Annotated in this window: 25 protein-coding genes and 1 tRNA gene; 5 read left to right on the top strand and 21 right to left on the bottom strand. The window is 61.5% G+C overall.

Annotated elements, in window-relative coordinates; all coding sequences use genetic code 11:
- Nucleotides 1-78 precede the first annotated feature (78 nt).
- From WCE05_RS22950 to WCE05_RS22935, 4 genes are all read right to left on the bottom strand, one after another.
- Nucleotides 79-846 carry an SDR family oxidoreductase gene (locus WCE05_RS22950; protein ID WP_253080877.1) on the bottom strand — a complete coding sequence of 256 codons (768 nt, stop codon included), beginning with the start codon at nt 844-846 and terminating at the stop codon, nt 79-81.
- A gap of 37 nt (nt 847-883) precedes the next feature.
- Nucleotides 884-1951 (bottom strand): phosphotransferase family protein, encoded by a 1068-nt coding sequence (locus tag WCE05_RS22945; protein ID WP_368816633.1) that lies wholly within the window; start codon nt 1949-1951, stop codon nt 884-886.
- 280 nt (nt 1952-2231) lie between these two features.
- The gene (locus WCE05_RS22940; RefSeq protein WP_225790757.1) at nt 2232-2549 is read right to left on the bottom strand and encodes an SCP2 sterol-binding domain-containing protein; all 318 of its coding nucleotides are present in this window, start codon (nt 2547-2549) and stop codon (nt 2232-2234) included.
- A gap of 57 nt (nt 2550-2606) precedes the next feature.
- The gene (locus WCE05_RS22935) at nt 2607-3320 is read right to left on the bottom strand and encodes a histidine phosphatase family protein (RefSeq protein ID WP_253080875.1); all 714 of its coding nucleotides are present in this window, start codon (nt 3318-3320) and stop codon (nt 2607-2609) included.
- A gap of 196 nt (nt 3321-3516) precedes the next feature.
- Between WCE05_RS22935 and sohB the strand changes: the two genes are divergently transcribed.
- Together sohB and WCE05_RS22925 are read left to right on the top strand one after the other, a co-directional pair.
- Complete coding sequence (gene sohB / locus WCE05_RS22930; protein ID WP_225790755.1) at nt 3517-4536, top strand: protease SohB; 1020 nt, start codon at nt 3517-3519, stop codon at nt 4534-4536.
- A 153-nt stretch (nt 4537-4689) separates the two neighbouring features.
- Nucleotides 4690-4763, top strand: a tRNA-Cys gene (locus WCE05_RS22925).
- 100 nt (nt 4764-4863) lie between these two features.
- Here WCE05_RS22925 and WCE05_RS22920 read toward each other — a convergent pair.
- From WCE05_RS22920 to WCE05_RS22850, 15 genes are all read right to left on the bottom strand, one after another.
- A complete protein-coding gene (locus tag WCE05_RS22920; RefSeq protein ID WP_368816632.1) occupies nt 4864-5928 on the bottom strand; it encodes an integrase in 1065 nt (354 codons plus the stop codon).
- A gap of 3 nt (nt 5929-5931) precedes the next feature.
- Nucleotides 5932-6168, bottom strand: coding sequence for a DUF4224 domain-containing protein (locus WCE05_RS22915; RefSeq protein ID WP_253080873.1), 237 nt, complete (start codon nt 6166-6168; stop codon nt 5932-5934).
- 39 nt (nt 6169-6207) lie between these two features.
- Nucleotides 6208-6531 carry a hypothetical protein gene (locus WCE05_RS22910; RefSeq protein WP_368816631.1) on the bottom strand — a complete coding sequence of 108 codons (324 nt, stop codon included), beginning with the start codon at nt 6529-6531 and terminating at the stop codon, nt 6208-6210.
- A gap of 56 nt (nt 6532-6587) precedes the next feature.
- Nucleotides 6588-7067: an SAM-dependent methyltransferase gene (locus WCE05_RS22905; protein WP_368816630.1), complete on the bottom strand. Its 480-nt coding sequence runs from the start codon at nt 7065-7067 to the stop codon at nt 6588-6590.
- Nucleotides 7068-7110: 43 nt separating this feature from the next.
- Entirely contained in the window at nt 7111-7491 is a 381-nt protein-coding gene (locus WCE05_RS22900) for a DUF4406 domain-containing protein (RefSeq protein WP_249352956.1), read from the bottom strand.
- On the bottom strand, nt 7488-7757 hold the full coding sequence (locus WCE05_RS22895; RefSeq protein ID WP_368816629.1) for a hypothetical protein: 270 nt from the start codon (nt 7755-7757) through the stop codon (nt 7488-7490). Before WCE05_RS22895 ends, WCE05_RS22900 begins: the two co-directional genes overlap by 4 nt.
- Nucleotides 7754-8344 (bottom strand): hypothetical protein, encoded by a 591-nt coding sequence (locus WCE05_RS22890; protein WP_368816628.1) that lies wholly within the window; start codon nt 8342-8344, stop codon nt 7754-7756. Before WCE05_RS22890 ends, WCE05_RS22895 begins: the two co-directional genes overlap by 4 nt.
- A gap of 125 nt (nt 8345-8469) precedes the next feature.
- Nucleotides 8470-9438, bottom strand: a complete 969-nt coding sequence (locus WCE05_RS22885; RefSeq protein ID WP_368816627.1) for a hypothetical protein — start codon at nt 9436-9438, stop codon at nt 8470-8472.
- Nucleotides 9439-9455: 17 nt separating this feature from the next.
- Entirely contained in the window at nt 9456-10181 is a 726-nt protein-coding gene (locus WCE05_RS22880) for a hypothetical protein (RefSeq protein WP_368816626.1), read from the bottom strand.
- The gene (locus WCE05_RS22875) at nt 10178-10423 is read right to left on the bottom strand and encodes a hypothetical protein (RefSeq protein WP_368816625.1); all 246 of its coding nucleotides are present in this window, start codon (nt 10421-10423) and stop codon (nt 10178-10180) included. Before WCE05_RS22875 ends, WCE05_RS22880 begins: the two co-directional genes overlap by 4 nt.
- Before the next feature lie 67 nt (nt 10424-10490).
- Nucleotides 10491-11108, bottom strand: a complete 618-nt coding sequence (locus WCE05_RS22870; RefSeq protein ID WP_368816624.1) for a hypothetical protein — start codon at nt 11106-11108, stop codon at nt 10491-10493.
- Between the two features lie 303 nt (nt 11109-11411).
- On the bottom strand, nt 11412-11777 hold the full coding sequence (locus WCE05_RS22865) for a hypothetical protein (RefSeq protein ID WP_368816623.1): 366 nt from the start codon (nt 11775-11777) through the stop codon (nt 11412-11414).
- An 81-nt stretch (nt 11778-11858) separates the two neighbouring features.
- Entirely contained in the window at nt 11859-12317 is a 459-nt protein-coding gene (locus tag WCE05_RS22860; RefSeq protein WP_368816622.1) for a hypothetical protein, read from the bottom strand.
- Nucleotides 12314-12583, bottom strand: a complete 270-nt coding sequence (locus WCE05_RS22855; protein ID WP_368816635.1) for a hypothetical protein — start codon at nt 12581-12583, stop codon at nt 12314-12316. Before WCE05_RS22855 ends, WCE05_RS22860 begins: the two co-directional genes overlap by 4 nt.
- Before the next feature lie 19 nt (nt 12584-12602).
- A complete protein-coding gene (locus tag WCE05_RS22850; RefSeq protein WP_368816621.1) occupies nt 12603-12986 on the bottom strand; it encodes a response regulator transcription factor in 384 nt (127 codons plus the stop codon).
- A gap of 160 nt (nt 12987-13146) precedes the next feature.
- Here WCE05_RS22850 and WCE05_RS22845 point away from each other — a divergent pair, with 160 nt between their 5' ends.
- Nucleotides 13147-13395, top strand: coding sequence for a hypothetical protein (locus WCE05_RS22845; protein ID WP_368816620.1), 249 nt, complete (start codon nt 13147-13149; stop codon nt 13393-13395).
- A 344-nt stretch (nt 13396-13739) separates the two neighbouring features.
- Here the strand turns inward: WCE05_RS22845 and WCE05_RS22840 are convergent, their stop codons facing one another.
- The gene (locus WCE05_RS22840) at nt 13740-14486 is read right to left on the bottom strand and encodes a S24 family peptidase (RefSeq protein WP_368816619.1); all 747 of its coding nucleotides are present in this window, start codon (nt 14484-14486) and stop codon (nt 13740-13742) included.
- A 38-nt stretch (nt 14487-14524) separates the two neighbouring features.
- Here WCE05_RS22840 and WCE05_RS22835 point away from each other — a divergent pair, with 38 nt between their 5' ends.
- Nucleotides 14525-14764, top strand: coding sequence for a hypothetical protein (locus WCE05_RS22835; RefSeq protein ID WP_368816618.1), 240 nt, complete (start codon nt 14525-14527; stop codon nt 14762-14764).
- Nucleotides 14765-14903: 139 nt separating this feature from the next.
- Here WCE05_RS22835 and WCE05_RS22830 read toward each other — a convergent pair whose 3' ends face one another.
- Nucleotides 14904-15131: a hypothetical protein gene (locus WCE05_RS22830; protein ID WP_368816617.1), complete on the bottom strand. Its 228-nt coding sequence runs from the start codon at nt 15129-15131 to the stop codon at nt 14904-14906.
- Nucleotides 15132-15442: 311 nt separating this feature from the next.
- Here WCE05_RS22830 and WCE05_RS22825 point away from each other — a divergent pair.
- On the top strand, nt 15443-15765 hold a 323-nt coding region (locus WCE05_RS22825; protein WP_368816616.1), incomplete at its 3' end, for a helix-turn-helix domain-containing protein.

The following is a 15765-nucleotide window of genomic DNA, read 5'->3' as shown; positions in this document are numbered from 1 at the left end:
GTCAGCCGGAGTTGATGGGAGCGGTTCGGCTTTGCTGGGGCCGCTTCGCGCCCCAATTACGCCCGTGAAGCCTTCGGCTCAGGACAGGAACCCCCCATCGACATTGAGCGCCGTACCTGTGGTGTAGCTGGAAGCCTCGCTGGCCAGGTACAGCACCGCCCCGGCCATTTCGCTCGGCTCAGCCACGCGCTTGAGCGGGATCTGCTGCAGGGCGGCATTGAGGATGGCGTCGTTCTTCACCAGGGCGGAGGCGAACTTGGTGTCTGTCAGGCCCGGCAGCAGGGCGTTGCAGCGGATGCCGAACGGTGCGCATTCCTTGGCGAAGACCTTGGTCATGTTGATCACCGCGGCCTTGGTCACCGAATAGATGCCCTGGAACAGGCCCGGGGACACACCATTGATCGAGGCCACGTTGATGATGCTGCCGCCGCCGTGCTCACGCATCAGCTTGCCGGCTTCCACCGACATGAAGAAGTAGCCGCGGATGTTCACGTCCACGGTCTTCTGGAACGCCCCTGGGTCGGTGTCCAGTACGTTGCAGAACTGCGGGTTGGTGGCGGCGTTGTTGACCAGGATGTCCAGGCGGCCGAATTGCTCGCGGATACCGGCGAACACTTGCTGGATCTGCTCCAGCTCGCCGATGTGGCAGGCCACCGCGGTGGCTTTGCCGCCGGCGGCGATGATGGCGTCGGCGACCTGCTGGCAGCCTTCGAGCTTGCGGCTGGAGACGATCACATGGGCACCCTGCTGGGCCAGCAGGTGGGCGATGGCTTCGCCGATGCCGCGGCTGGCGCCGGAGACGAAGGCGATCTTGCCATCGAGGTCGAACAGGTGGGTCTTGGACATGCCGGTTTTCCTTCTTGTCTGTCCCAGGGGGCGCTGTTTACAGGGTGGACTTGTCGATCACTTGCAGGGTCATCTGCTCCAGCAGCCGGTTCATGTGGATGAACTGGGCGAAGCGCTTGTCCTGCGTCTGGCCATGGTAGAAGCGGTAGTAGATCTGTTGGACGATGCCGGCCAGGCGGAACAGGCCATAGCAGTAGTAGAAGTCGAAATTGTCGACCTGGATGCCGGCGCGCTCGGCATAGTAGTCGACGAACTGGCGGCGGCTGAGCATGCCTGGCGCGTTGCTCGGCTGGCGGCGCATCAGTTGCACCAGCGCCGGGTCGTCTGCCTCGATCCAGTAGGCCAGGCTGTTGCCCAGGTCCATCAGCGGGTCGCCGAGGGTCGCCATCTCCCAGTCCAGCACGCCGATGATGCGCATGGGGTTGTCGGCATCGAGGATGACGTTGTCGAAGCGGTAGTCGTTGTGCACGATGCCCGGGCGCGGATGGTCGGCGGGCATCTTCTCGTGCAGCCAGGCGGTCACCTGCGTCCAGCGGGGGGCATCCGGGGTCAGGGCCTTCTCGTAGCGGTTGCTCCAGCCTTCGATCTGGCGTTGCACGTAACCCTCTGGCTTGCCCAGGTCGGCCAGGCCGCAGGCCGTGTAGTCGACTTGGTGCAGCTCTACCAGGCGATCGATGAAGCTCTTGCACAGGGCTTCGGTGCGGCTGGCGTCCAGGCCCAGGGACGGCGGGATGTCCGAGCGCAGGATGATGCCCTTGACCCGTTCCATCACGTAGAACTCGCTGCCGATCAGCGAGGTGTCGGTGCAGTGCGCGTAGGCCTTGGGGCAGTAGGGGAAGCCGCTGTTGAGCTGGTTGAGGATGCGAAACTCGCGGCCCATGTCGTGGGCGGACTTGGCCTTCTGGCCGAAAGGCGGGCGGCGCAGCACGAACTCCCGGCCCGGGTAGCTGACCAGGTAGGTGAGGTTGGAGGCCCCGCCAGGGAACTGGCTGATCGTCGGCGTGCCGGCAAGGCCTGGAATATGAGCCTTGAGGTAAAGATCGATGACGGCCGCATCGAGTTCTTCGCCGGGGCGTACCTGGGTGGACTGGTCGGTGAGCGTCATGCGTTTTCCTTATTCTCGATCGCAAGGACTATTGGCTAATCTAATTTCCTGCCGCCGCTGGTACAAGCGTGCCAGGCGCCTTATTGGTAAGGGTGTTGCCGGGCGATCAATGCACCTGATGGGCCAGCCCAGACCCCGGGCTGCTCTGTCGTGCAGAAAACATACGGCCGACGAAGGACCCCGTGGGAGAGGGCTTGCCCAAAGGCAACGGCCGGCAGAGGCAAAAAAAAACCGAAGCGCATCAGGCTTCGGTTTTCTCGTCGGCGTTCGTGGCCGCCACTCAGGCTGGGAACAGCTCGCTGAGCTTCATCGACAGCATCATGTCGCCCTCGACGCGCAGCTTGCCGCCCATGAAGGCCTGCATGCCATCGGTTTCGCCGCTGACGATGCCTTTGAGGGTCTCGCTGTCCATCACCAGGGTGCAGTTGGCATCCGGGTTCTCGCCTTCCTGCAATTGGCAGGTGCCGTCTTTGACGAGCAGGGCGTAGTGCTTGTCCTCGTCGGTGATGTTGAAGCCGAACACCAGGTCCAGGCCGGCGGCAGCGGATGGGTTGAACTTCTCTTGCATCTTCTTGACGGCATCAGCTACGGAGGTCATGGCGCATTCCTTATAGAGTGATATTCACGTCCCCGCAGGGACAACAACAGGCCGGGCTCATCGATAGGTGACGAGCTCCGGCACCTTCAGCAGCCGCACATGGGCTTGGCTGTTGAAGGAAGCCAGTGTCACGTCGCGGCCACGGAACTTCAGCTGGCTGAGCGACGTGTTGATGATCTGCCAGTTCAGCGCGAAGGCTTGACTGGGGGTGATCCGGGTAACCAGGTGGAGCAGGGCGGCGATGGTACCGCCTGAGGTGAAGATGGCGATGTCGTCACCGCTGCTGGCGCGTTCCAGGACACGCCCCAGGCCCGTCTCGACACGGGCGGTGAAGGCCTGCCAGGTCTCCAGACCATCCTCTTCTTCATGCTCGCCGTCGTACCAGCGTTGCACCATCAGGGCGAACAGGCGTTGGAACTCGCTACGGTTCTGCGCGCCGTTGCGCAAAACATGCAGCGCTTCGGGTTCTTCGGGCAGCAGGCCGGGGAGCAGGGCGCGGATCACGCCATCGGCGTCGAACTCGTCGAACGCCGGGTCGGTCTCTATGGGCGGTACCTGGCAGCCGTTGGCGTGCATCGCCTCCAGCGCCAGGCGCGCGGTGTCCTGCTGGCGCCGCAGGGTACCGGCCACGCAGTGGTCCAGGCACAGGCCCAGTTGGGCCAGATGCTCGCCCAGGGCCTGGCTCTGGCGCACGCCCACGGGCGACAGGACGTCGTAGTCGTCGGCACCGAAGGAGGCTTGGCCATGTCGGATCAGGTAGATGTTGCCCACGGAGGAGTCCGGCCTGGTGAAGTTGCTGCGAGGTTAGGATGCGGCACGAAGGCTGTCAATGAAAAAACATACAAGCGTTTGAAAAGGTTGTTTGAACTGTATTGCTGCCGTTTTCCGTGGCTGGCAGCGCCACAGGCGCACCGGTATGCTTGGAACAGTTTCGCGCCGCTGGGCGCTGGTCTATCAAGGAGTCAACGTGGAGTTTCTTGCCGAATACGCAAGCTTTCTCGCTAAAACCGCCACCCTGGTGATCGCCATCCTGGTGGTCCTTTCGGCCATCGCCGGCATGCGTGGCAAGGGGCGGCGCAAGCCGGGCGGGCAATTGCAGGTCACCCGTCTCAACGAGTTCTACAAGGACCTGCGCGAGCGCCTCGAGGCAGGCCTGCTCGACAAGCCCCAGCTCAAGGCCCTGCGCAAGCAGCAGGCCAAGGCGGAAAAACAGCAGAAAAAGGCCAAGGGCGACGACAAGAGCCGGGTGTTCGTCCTCGATTTCGATGGCGACATCAAGGCTTCGGCTACCGAGAGCCTGCGCAACGAGATCACTGCGCTGTTGACCCTCGCCACCCCACGTGACGAAGTGGTGCTGCGCCTGGAGAGCGGTGGTGGCCTCGTCCACAGCTACGGCTTGGCGGCCTCGCAGCTGGCGCGTATCCGCCAGGCCGGTATTCCGCTGACCGTGTGCATCGACAAGGTCGCTGCCAGCGGCGGCTACATGATGGCCTGTATCGGCGAAAAGATCATCAGCGCGCCCTTCGCGGTGCTTGGCTCGATCGGCGTGGTGGCGCAGTTGCCCAACGTCAACCGCTTGTTGAAGAAGCACGACATCGATTTCGAGGTGCTCACCGCCGGTGAATACAAGCGCACCCTGACGGTATTCGGCGAGAACACCGAGAAGGGCCGTGAGAAATTCCAGGAAGACCTGGACGTCACTCACCAGTTGTTCAAGGATTTCGTCGCCCGCTACCGCCCGCAGTTGCATATCGACGAGGTGGCCACCGGCGAGGTCTGGCTGGGCGTCGCCGCGCTGAACCGCAAACTGGTCGACGAAGTGCGTACCAGCGATGAGTATCTGAGCGAGCGGGCGCGAGAGGCCAACCTGTTCCATCTGCACTACGCCGAGCGCAAGAGTCTGCAGGAGCGTATCGGTATCGCCGCCAGCGGTACCGTTGAGAACACCCTGGTCGGCCTCTGGAGCAAACTCGGCCGCCTGCGCTAACACCTTGAACCCCTTGAAGATTTTTTCTGACAAGGGGGTTGCAAGGTTCTGCGAATGCAGACATAATGGCGTCCATCGAAACGCAGCTGACTTGAAAAAGTCCTGATGCTTCAAGGAGATAGCGAAGCGTGAGCAGCTAGATCCGAACTTTGAGGCCGAGTAGCAAAGTGGTTATGCTCCGGATTGCAAATCCGTCTACGCCGGTTCGATTCCGACCTCGGCCTCCACTCTTCAAAACCCCGTAGATCTAGGTCTACGGGGTTTTTATTTGCGCGCTAGAAAACCTGATCGTTTCCGCATCGTTGGGCATCGTTTCCGCATCAGCCCCTACCTGGTCGGGCTGACTACCTCGCCGACGCGGCGATAAACGCGCTTGGTGATTTCCTCCTTGGAGTGCCCAAGCAGCCGGCTGGCGTGACTGATGTCATCAATCTCCGACGCCGCCTTCGGTCGAATATCGCGGAACTGGAACTGCCGAACTTTGGTGGCCAGGTCAGCGTTGCCATCGGCAGTCAGCTTGCGCGCCGCCCTGTCCCGTGCTTCGCTGAAGCGGTTCCTCAGCATTTCCCAGCTCATGCGCAGGCCTGAGTCGTTGGTGATGAGACGTGAGTTGCGCACACCCTGAAGCTTGCGCCGCTCGAGCAGCGCCTCGATGAAGAGGCCAAGGCCAGTCAGCTCGCCATTGATGTGCCGCCGGATGCGCAATTTCTTGTCGGTCTTGTTTTGGTCGACCCATAGGTAGTCCTCGTCCAAGTCGACGGTGCTGAACTTCAATGTGTCGGCGGGGCGCTGGCCGGCTAGGTAGGCCAGGTCCATGGCATCCTTGAGGCCCTGGTCGCCTTCGGCATACACCGCATCCCAGATTTCGTCCGCCGCGTAGAAGTCGCGCACCTTCTCCTTGTTGCGGCGAACTGCCAGACATGGGTTGCGCTCGGCAAAGCCCCATTCCATGGCCATGGTGAAGACGTGCGAGAGTAGGGCGATCTCCCGGTTTGCTCGGGTCTTCGCGCTGCGTGCGTCCCGGTACTGGGCAATGACCGGCGGACTGATCGCCTCAATGGGGGCGTCAGCAAACGCCTTGCGCAGGCGCTCCAGTTCGTATTTGTTGTCCTTTTGCGTGCGTGGCGACTTGCCCGGGATGATGTCCCGCTCGTATCGGTCAAACAGCTCGCCCATCGTCGCCATCACTTTTGGCTTCGCCTTGTGTTCCAGGCGCGCCCATTCCAGCTTAGCCTCAGCGAGATCAGTCCCCAGCGGAATCTCCTGACGCTTCCCGTCTGCATCCCTGCCATCGTAGTAATACCCTACCCAAAGCTTCCCGCTTTTCATCTTCCGGACCCGCCGCAACATCCTGGGCGGCAGGTCCTTGTTCGATGCCTTCCTGTTGCGCATCTGTTACCCCACGCGCGATAAGTCCAATGTCCAGGTTTCAGTTGTTGCATTCGTCGCGGTTGGCTTCACACCGGCCATTTTGAGGCGTGCATATACCCGTCCAACAACGGGCCGCCGGGCGCGGGTAAGCGTGTACTGCCAGCCGTTGTTGGCCAGCCAGGCGATTTGTTTGCTCGGGATCTGGTAGCCGGTGATACGGATCACCTCTTCCTCGTCGAGAAACTCGCTTGTATGTTCCATGGGATGGTCTCCACGCCGCCGGTGGCGGCAGGTTGGTGGTCAGTCCAGTTGGTAGTAGACGTAGCAGTCGACGCCCTGGTCCTTTAGCGACCGGTACATGGCCTGCACGCCGGCGTACCGACGGCTGCCGATTCCTGCGAACGGCACTGACAGGTGCAGGCCGCGCGGGTGATAGGTGCTGGCCGGGTAGACCTCGCCAGGCAGGCCTTTGATCTGGCTGGCGCGCAGGCCACGCAGGGGGATGACAACCCGGTCCAGGTTGGCGCTGCCCCCATCATCGGTGCACGCAGCGGCTGCGGCCTTGCCTGCCTCAGTCGCAGTGCGGATCTTTGCAGGCAGGCTGGCCAGTTCTTCTTTCGTCATGGCAATAGCTCTCCATGCCCGCGCATGTCGGCGGGCTTGAGTAGTTGGGGGAGGGGTTAAGCTGGGCGCTTCATGAAGGTGATCCAGTGCGTCTTTTCGCGCTTTCCGGACTTGTGGCCAAACAGGGGCTTTTCATCGGTTAGGGCCAGTAGCTCACTCACCAACACCTGGGTTTCGTTCCACTTGAAGATCAGGATGCCTTCGGGCTCCAGCACGCGAAAACACTCTGCAAAGCCTTGGCGGATGTCTTCCCGCCAGTCGCTGGTGAGCACCCCGTACTTGGCTCGCATCCAGCTATCCACGCCGGCTCGGGTCAGGTGTGGCGGGTCAAAAACGACCAGTCGGAAGGTTGAGTCCTCAAAGGGCAATTGGCGGAAGTCCATCAGCACGTCAGGCTCCACCTTCAGCACCCGGCCATCGCAGAGCAGGTGTTCCTCGTCACGGATGTCGCCGAACAGGGCGCGCTGGTCCTGCTTGTCGAACCACATCATGCGGCTGGCGCTGCAGGGGTCGAGTACCTTGGCTGCTGCGCTCATCGCGGCCCCCTATAGATCAGGCAGGCCATGTAGGCGAGGGCGATCATGCTGCCTCCTGAAAGTCGACCGGCTCGGCGCCATCGGCAAGCAGCATGCGCATGCCGATCTCCTTGGCGATGTGCACCTCAAGGCGAGCGCCACGCGACCGTGACCAGCCGGGCAGCAACATCATCGCCTCGCAGGTCGACAGCCGGCCTATATCAAAGCGCAGGTAGTCCTCCCACTCGGCACCTTCGACGTGGCCATGCTCGGCCGGGTTTTCAACGTGCCAGCCCTCGGCTCGCATCGCTGCCGCCATGGCGTGAAACGCCGGGAAGTTGAACTCGGGCAGACCTGTCATGGGGCCGGCGATATAGACGCGATTGGCACGGTCGTCGGTGAGAAGCACGGCGCGCTCAGCGCTGGTTACGTTCGGTTGGCTCACAGCTGATACCTCTCATCAATCCAGCGCCCAGGCGCCAGAGCGGGTGTAGGTTCGGGTTGGGTTTCGTGCGGGGAGAGCTGGCGCTCGTTGCCGGCCACTTGCGGGAGCCAGACCTTCACGCAGCTGATGGCGTTGTTGCCCAGCGAGTTCATGACGTAGCAGACGACGCCGCGGGGTTTGTCCTCGAAGGACCAGACGCCCGATGGCAGTTCGGTTGCGCTGGCGCCGGTGGCCAGCAGCAGGAGGCAGAGGGCGAGGCGGGTCATTCCTGAGCCTCCAAGCGTTCATGGGCAACCATATCGATGAAGGCCTGCGGCAGTACGACCGCCTCATGACCCGGCGACCAGGACAATGGCGGGCATTTGGCGATCATTTCGTTGAGCAGCTCGAATGCAGCCAGCAGCTGATCGTCATTCACCTCGCCGTCTTCCGGCAGGTCATCGCAGAAGTGGTCGTTCGGGTCGATCTGCCTGGGGTAGTTCGGGGTGCAGAACACCAGCCTCAGGTCGGCCAGGTCCACCTCGTGTTCGATGAGGTAGTCCCGCAGGTCTTCCTCGTCGAAGAAGTACTGGTCGCCGTCGTATTCGGTGATCGCTTCGCCGGCCCACACGCGCTTTGGCATGGCTGCGAACTTGGCCGCGCGGCTCTCTGCGTGACAGGTCTCGCACCAGCCGTTTGTGGCATGGATGGGGTGCTCTGGGTTCTTCGCGCAGTGGCGGTGGGTCGACCCGCAGTAACGGGCCATGTGCTCATCCTTGCCCCAGAACCGGCCAGATGGGTCGACCCAGCCGGTAACGGTCTGGAGGCTGGCGGCTTCGGGGGATTCGTACATCACGACTTTTTCTTCGCGCACGGGGATTCCTTGGCCGCCATATCGCGGCAGTGAATAGAGGGGAGAGGGGGTGCGGCAGAAAAGGAGTACGGATGTACTCCTTCAGGGTTCGTCGTACTCAGCCGGCGGGGTGTGGACGATGCCGATCATCTTTGTATCGAGCGCTGGCTTGCGCTCCAGGTCGCCCCGGCGTTCCACAGCTGGCGGGTCAGGTCGATGGGATCATCCCATCCGGTTTCCATGGCCGCCTGGAATGCGGCGTTGAAGGCGGCGAGGTCGTCGGCCCCGGCGGGTTTGTGCTCCAGGGCGGCGCGGTCCAGCAGGCGCTGTACAAACAGGTCGAATTCTTCTTGCGTGAAGGTGTATCCGTCGCCGTCTTCTGCTGGCCGGCCTTCTTCAAACGCCATCTGGTTGATTTCATCCGGACTCAGACCATCGCGTTCAACCGGCGCGCTCGGGCTTTCCTCGTCTAGTCGACAACCATTCGGACACCCGCCACATGCGCCGCAGGACTTCGATGGCTCTGCGCTGGCGGATAGGGCTTCAACCTTCTGCATAAGCTTGCCGAATCGCTCTTCTCCGTCATGGGAATTCCATGCATCGTCAAGATCTCGCAGCAGCGCATCCCGCTCGGCCAACCGGTCTTGTATCGCTGCGGTCCGTTTCATCCAGTGCTTGATCGAAGGCTGGATGGCTACAAGCTCGGCGCGCAGGTCGTCAATCGTCCGAATGTCCGCACACTGCTGTTTCAGTGACTTGGCGAGATCGATAGCCAGGGCCTTCTCGCTTGCGCGCAGCCGCTCAACCTTGCCAGGATCGGCGTATGGCGGCACATTCCACAGCTTCACCACTTCGCCGCCGTGGTCAGCCACCTGAGTCAGGGCCTCACTCTCGTGATGGTACAGGCACGAGTAGTCAGGGTCCGCGCAGTCGGCGAAGTAGTACCACGGCGCCACCGGCTTGCCCTGGTGCTGCTCGGCTGGCTGGGCCAGGATGGCACGCAGCTCCTTGACGCCGCGCTCTTGCGTGATGCGCAAGCCATTGCAGATATCTTCGGCGAGATCGCGAGGCACGCTGATCATGTCGGTGTTGCTGGATCGGTTTTCTGTGGGCATGGGGATACCTCTGTCGGTCACAAGGCCAGTTCGGTCTGGCTCTCGCGCTGCCAAATGGGGGAACTGGTGTGGGATTCGATTCGGTCGGCGATCACGCTGGCGCGCTGGCCGGCCGATGGCGGGGTGTACATGCCGAAACGGCTGATGCTGCCGCCATTAACAGCAGCGTTGGTGCTGTCCGCCGAGGCCAGGGGCAGGCTCTGGAAGATTGCCGGGTCGAGCATGCGCAGGCCGTGCAGGCGGCATTGGGGCCGGCCCTGGTCATCGCAGATGGCATCCATCGCTGATCCAATCCGCTTCCACCACGCTGCGGTGCCGGGAGATCGCCACTGGCCGGAGCTGCCCAGGGCGACCGTTCGCCAGGCCTTTGCCAGGCGCTGCAGTCGTTCTATCGACTCATGCATGTGCCAGACCGGCACGCCCGGCAGGTGGCTAGGCCACTGCTCGAGCAATCGGTCGTTGGCGTCCTCATCACCGTCGATCACATCAGGGATCAAGGCCCAATCGAATCCGGGGTGCCGGTGCCAGTCATCCACCCACCGTGTGTACCCCTCGACATCGACCTGGCCGCCTTTCTTCCAGACGGTGAACGCGCCGTTGTCGAAGACGAAGGACTGGCAGGCCTCGGCGACTATGCCCATGTCGTCTTGGCGCGGGAACGGCACCAAGGCGTGCCGGCCGGCCAGCAGCCGAGCTGCATCCTGGCGAGTGCCGCCAATGGGCGTGCCGTGGTAATGGATCATCCGCTCAACCTCACCGACTCGATCTCGACGCCTTGGTGCACCGCCTTGATCACCAACTCACCGCCGAAGCGCTTGGCTAGCTCATCGGCGATCTGCTCCTGATAGCCCTCCTTGATGAGCGCGGTGGCGGTCTTGATGTGCTCGACACGGATCATCGTCAAGCTACGGATTTCCAGGCTGTAGACGATCACCTCGGCATCGCTTGGGCAGACTGCGGTGAATGTGTGGCGATAGATGTTCATGGGCGTTCCTCGCCGGGGAGGCGTTATCGTTGAATAGGGGAAGGCGTTGGCGGGCAGCGCCGGAGGGTCAGGCTGAGTAGAGGCGCTCGAAGTCATTGGCCGGAAGCTTGGGGCGTGCGCGGAACTGCTTGAGTGCTGCCTTGTAGCTCGCCTTGGCTTCCTTCATGGTCGGAGCCCACTCGCCGGCAACCTCAAGCGTCTCGTAGGGTGACCACTGGGTGAGGCTGTAGTGGCGCCGGTACTGGCGATAGACGCTATCACGGGGGTAGCGGACCATCCTGTACTCCCGGCCCCGCCACTCGCCACGCTGCTGGTACAGCGGCATGTTGATGCCGAGGAAGTGAGCAAAGCCGTCGTAGCACTCGCACTCGTCCAGGTACTCGTCGAACCTGGTTCGCTTGGCCGGCGGAGGGGGTGGTGGCAGCTTGTCCAGGGCAAACCTCTTGCCCTCGTCCGTTGCGCGGTACACCACTTCGTCCTGCGGGCAGAAGGCAGGGGCTTTTCCGCAGGTCATCAGACCGGCAGCCACCAGCACATCCAGGTTGTTCGCGTCGTCGTAGCCCGGGCTGGTCAGGAAGTAGTTACGGCTGATACTGCGGCGGTCAGTGCGCTCGGCGCACAGACCCAGGGTGTGCCAGAGCAGGTCGAGCTGCTTCTCGGTGGCTTCGATCATGGCTTTCTCCATGCATGATGCCGTCCTCCGGGGCCGGATGCGGCATGGTGGCAATTTGGTTTGGGATGGGGTGAAATACGCAGCGGCAATCAGCCAGATATCTCAAGGGATTAGTTATGCGCATTTCCAGTGATGCATGTGTACGAATCGCGAACGCCGGCGGTAGCTTGGTTGTGGACAGCTCAATCTCGTCGGACGCGATGGCTCGAATCGCAACTGCTATTCAGGCCAGAGGCGTTGGCCATCTAACCATCAAAGCCACAGGTATCAGCAGCGACTCAATGATTCGAATAGCTGGTATTGCCCCGGGCCGAGTCACTTTTGATGTAACTGATCAGGGGGAATAACTTCATCCCCTGGAAAGCGCTTCAGCTCGGCTGCGCTTGCTGCATCGAACTGACGCGCTAGTTTTGGCGAGATGTAAAAAGCTGGCGCGTCAGGTCGTTCAAGCCGACGCGCACGCTCCTCGGGATCCTGCGCAATCCACGACAAGGCCATGTCCTGCCATAGCTCCTGCACCTGCTTGTAGCCGTGACGCTTGAGCTCGGCCGTGAGCGCCTTCTTGATGCCGGCCGGCATCGTGATTGTCACGTCCTCGATACCCAGCTTCTCGGCCTTCGCCTTCTCGCGTGCCCGGTAGTCCGCAGAGTGCCTGGCGGCCGCTGTCTTCTCCTCGGCCATCGCCGATACCTCCCAAGCCGCTGGGCGGCAGATTGATGTGTTGCTGGCGCCGGCCGTACCGGGCGCGGGTGATGGTTCGTTTCATGCGGCTCGTTGCTGATTCCACGCTCCGACTGCCTTGAAGACCTTGGCGGCCTGGGCCTCGTCGAGCGTCATGTCTGCGGGAATGGCTATCCAGCCCGAGGCCACCGCGTGATTCGGGTTGCACTGGCCGCGGAGGTCGGTGTAGGTCGCCTCGATCACGTCGGTGAGGTGGGAGGCCAGGTAGTTGCCCTGGGGCGCGACCTCGATGGACTTGCAGTACTCCTCGCCGCCGGCGCCGATGCACATCACGCTGAGGTAGATGGTCCAGCGGTGCGGGATGTCGCATACGGCGTCGACGACCTGGCGCACGCGGATCTGCTTGAGGTTCTTCCAGTTGATCAGCACCTGCTGGCCGCTTGGGTCGATATTCACCACGGCGGCGTGGTTGGCCGAGACCAGCGCTCGGCAAGTTCGCTCCAGCCTGGCTCGCATGTTGTGCGGCTTGCGCTTGCTCATTGCAGGCCGCCTTGCTTGCTCGCCGCAGCTGCCTCCATCGCATCAACGAAGCGCATGGCAGCCGGATAGCTGAAGCAGAAGCCTTTGGTCTTGCCCGTGGCGATCTCGATGATGTGCCAGGCGTTGCCCTTCGCGACCGCCTGGTAGCGCGGCGCCGACTGATCGACCTTGGCCTTGGCCTCGTTCCTGGCTGACTTGCTGCGCTCGAGCAGGGCTGCGAGCACGGCAAGCTTCTGCTGGAAAGCAGGGTGCATTGCTGTCTGCATGGGATGGTCCTCGATGGGATCAGGTGTGAAGTTCCAGGGCATCTGCCCGGCGAACGATTCGGACTTGGGCGACACGGCGTTCAGGAACGCGCCGGTCGCGGCGCATCGGGTCGCCGTCGTTGATCGCCGAATGCATGGCGATAAGGCCGGCCAGGGCGATGCACAGCGGACTGATTATCTGGCGACGCATGGCTTCGGCGACCAGGGCTGTCCGGCGCGGCACGTCGAGCTTGAACATCGCGGCGGAGAGCCGCTTCTCGACGGTGCCGGGAGAGATTTCGAAGTGCTTGGCGATTTCCTTCGTGGTGAGGCCCTGGGCTACATCCAGAAGGCATTGCAGTTCTCGAGGCGCCAGGCCTCGGCCAAGATGGCCTATCCACGCGCCGATGGTGATCGTGTCCATGATGTGATCTCGGTGGGGGCAGTTGTAAGCTTTTGGTTTACAACTCGTTGATTTCCCGTCTGGCCCTGTCACCAAGGCCAGCCAGTGAAATCTGGGCCTTCCTGTAGCTGCTGTTACGCGCCGCCTGCTAGCCTTTCCGCATCACTGAAAGGAGCCTCATGTGAAGAAGAAAAAGCAGTCAAGCGGTGTGCGGAAGAAGAGCACCAAAGAGAAAATCTCGATTCTTGAAAAGAAGATTTCCGAACTTGAAGGCAGGCTGCTGGAGGCAGAGGGAAGGGCGGCTGGAAGCATTGAGCGTCAACTCAGGCTTTGCCGAGAAGAGCTGAAAATCTTGAAAACGCACGTGATCTCCAAGCTCGGCAGCGTCCGCCACTACGTTGTTTCCGGAAGCTACGGCTCGAACAGTTGACCTTCAAGGTGAATCAATCTCACAGGCCCCGGTCGCTCACCCGGTATCGCGCTTCCTGCATCTGTCGAGGCATGCGCGCCGCTTGGATGCCGCTCAATCGCGGCACACCTGATCGCAGCAGAGCCCTGTTGGGATGCTGGCCTGCTATGCCTGCAGGCTCGGCGGTCTAGGTTGTGTAAAGAGCGGTGGCTGCCTGAGCTGCCTTCGTTGCTGGCCGGTGGTGACCTGGCCATGCCGCAAATATGTACCTATGGTTCACATAGGTCAAGTACCAAAAGTACATAAATTTACTCGAGACGAAAAAAAGCCCGCCGAAAGCGGGCTTGGGAAGGGCTACAAAGTGCTCAAAGGGAGGAGCGTGGCCACTTCGCGTCTACGACGCGCCCTACCAGGCACCACTCCCCGTCCATCTCGACAGTGGGGAATGCCGGATTCAAGGGCTTTAGATAGGCCTTACCTGAGTCCCAGATGAACTGTTTGAATGTGGCTTCGTTGGAGTCAATGAGCTTGGCGACGACGTATTGGCCATGCTCAACATCGAACCCGGGCGCTACGAGGATAACCATCCCCTCAGAGAATGACATGCCGTTCGGTGATGTCATCGAAGGCCCTTTGACCTTGAGCCAGAAGCCATTCGGACCCGCCCAGGCATCGGAAGGGTGAACCTCGCAGGAGGCGACGTTCGATAGCTCAATAGCTTCCATAGGCATCCCGGCCTGGACCCAGCTAATTTCAGGGTATTCGTAGTAACGAACCGGCCCAGCAGACGGTTCAACGTTGGCGTCGAACTCTGGCCGATCTTCGACCATCTCGCCTTTGCCGTACTCCAGCCATTCGAGCCGCACCTTCAGGGCTGTGGCGAGTGCAAGCATCTTCACGCCGCCGGGCATGGTTTCCCCGTTCAGCCATTTACTAGCCGCTTTTGGGGTGACGCTTGCAATTGAGGCAAGGCGCGCACCTGCACCCCATGCAGGGATGTCGCTGGCAGCAAGCGCTTTTTTTAGGCGCGCCGCAAAGGCTGCCCGGATTTCTTCGATATGAACCATGGGTTCACTATCGCACGCGCTTGCATGTACTTTCAGTTCCGACATACCATGTACTTACAGTTCATATTTAACCTGGAGGCCTTATGAAGGCGCTCAAGAAGGCCATCGACGACGCTGGCGGAGTTTTCGCTGTATCGATCGCTTGCGAGAAAACCCCGCGGGCTGTTTACAAGTGGCTGGCCGCTGGCTGCCTTCCGCGCACCGAGTACACAGGCGAGACCCGCTACGCGGAAAAAATCGCCGAATTGGCCAAGACCAACGGAAAGCCATTCAAGGCCAAGCAACTGCTGGCTGACATCGCTCCAGCCAAGTCGTCTGCGTGAAGTATGCGTGAAGTGGCATTAAGCCAGTAGTGGCCTGAACCAGCTGTGAATTTAACCAGTAGGAGAGAGCAGATGGACAAGCAATTCCCAGTGGACGGCGACGCAAGCGAGAAGCTCGCCTACATCGCCGCGCTTATCTCTACCGCTTCACTTTCTCGATGCCCACAAGAAGCTCCTCGATCGGGCTGCGGGCGATGCTCCTGCCACCTTTCCACTGAGGATTCTCAGGAAGCTTCGAGAGAACCGCTGCAGCGTCGCGCTTCAGTTCCTCAACGTTCAGTTGAGGATTCGATGCTACGGCCTTCCCAATCAGCATCAGCGCCGACAGAACCCCAATCTCGAAAGGGGTGATCACTTCTTCTTCCATGTCCGGTCTCCTTGGACCTTGTTGTGTGGAAGCAAAAAGCTACCACGGATGCACCGGACACCCATAACGCCCGAATCGCGGGCATAAAAAAACCGCCTGGCGGGGCGGTCTTCTGAAACAACAACGAGGCCCATTATGCACTCAGCAGTGGACGCTAGCAACACCGCAGCAAACCACCAGAAAGCCTATCACCAGTCCGCCGCACTCCATGCCGCGCGGATGATCCGTCTCCAGTACGCACCAGAGTCGAAGAACGCATTCCGCGTCGAATGCGTTGAGCACCTGCGAGCTTCCCTGTGCGAGGCCAAGCTATGAGCACCATTGTGATGACAGGTTGCTGGCCACTGCAGGGCATGAGCCCCGCACAGAAGGCCGTGCTGATCTCCCTGGCTGACAACGCGAACGACGATGGTGTCTGCTGGCCATCAGTGGCCCGCATTGCCGAGCGCACGTGCCTCTCTGAACGCGCTGTTCGCAATGCACTGCGCTGGCTGGAAGCCTCTGGTGTGCTGGCTGCGCACCATAGGACAGGCCGCTCAACCTGGTACACAGTCAGCCCTGAAAGCTACAACCCCGGCACTTCCTGCCCCCCGGCACCAGATGCCGACCAACCCCGGCAGGATATGCCCCCCAC

The organism is Pseudomonas sp. I2, assembly GCF_040984075.1.
Lineage (GTDB): Bacteria > Pseudomonadota > Gammaproteobacteria > Pseudomonadales > Pseudomonadaceae > Aquipseudomonas > Aquipseudomonas guariconensis_B.
Note: the sequence above shows the minus strand (reverse complement) of the source record. Positions and strands in the feature narration are given on the sequence as shown.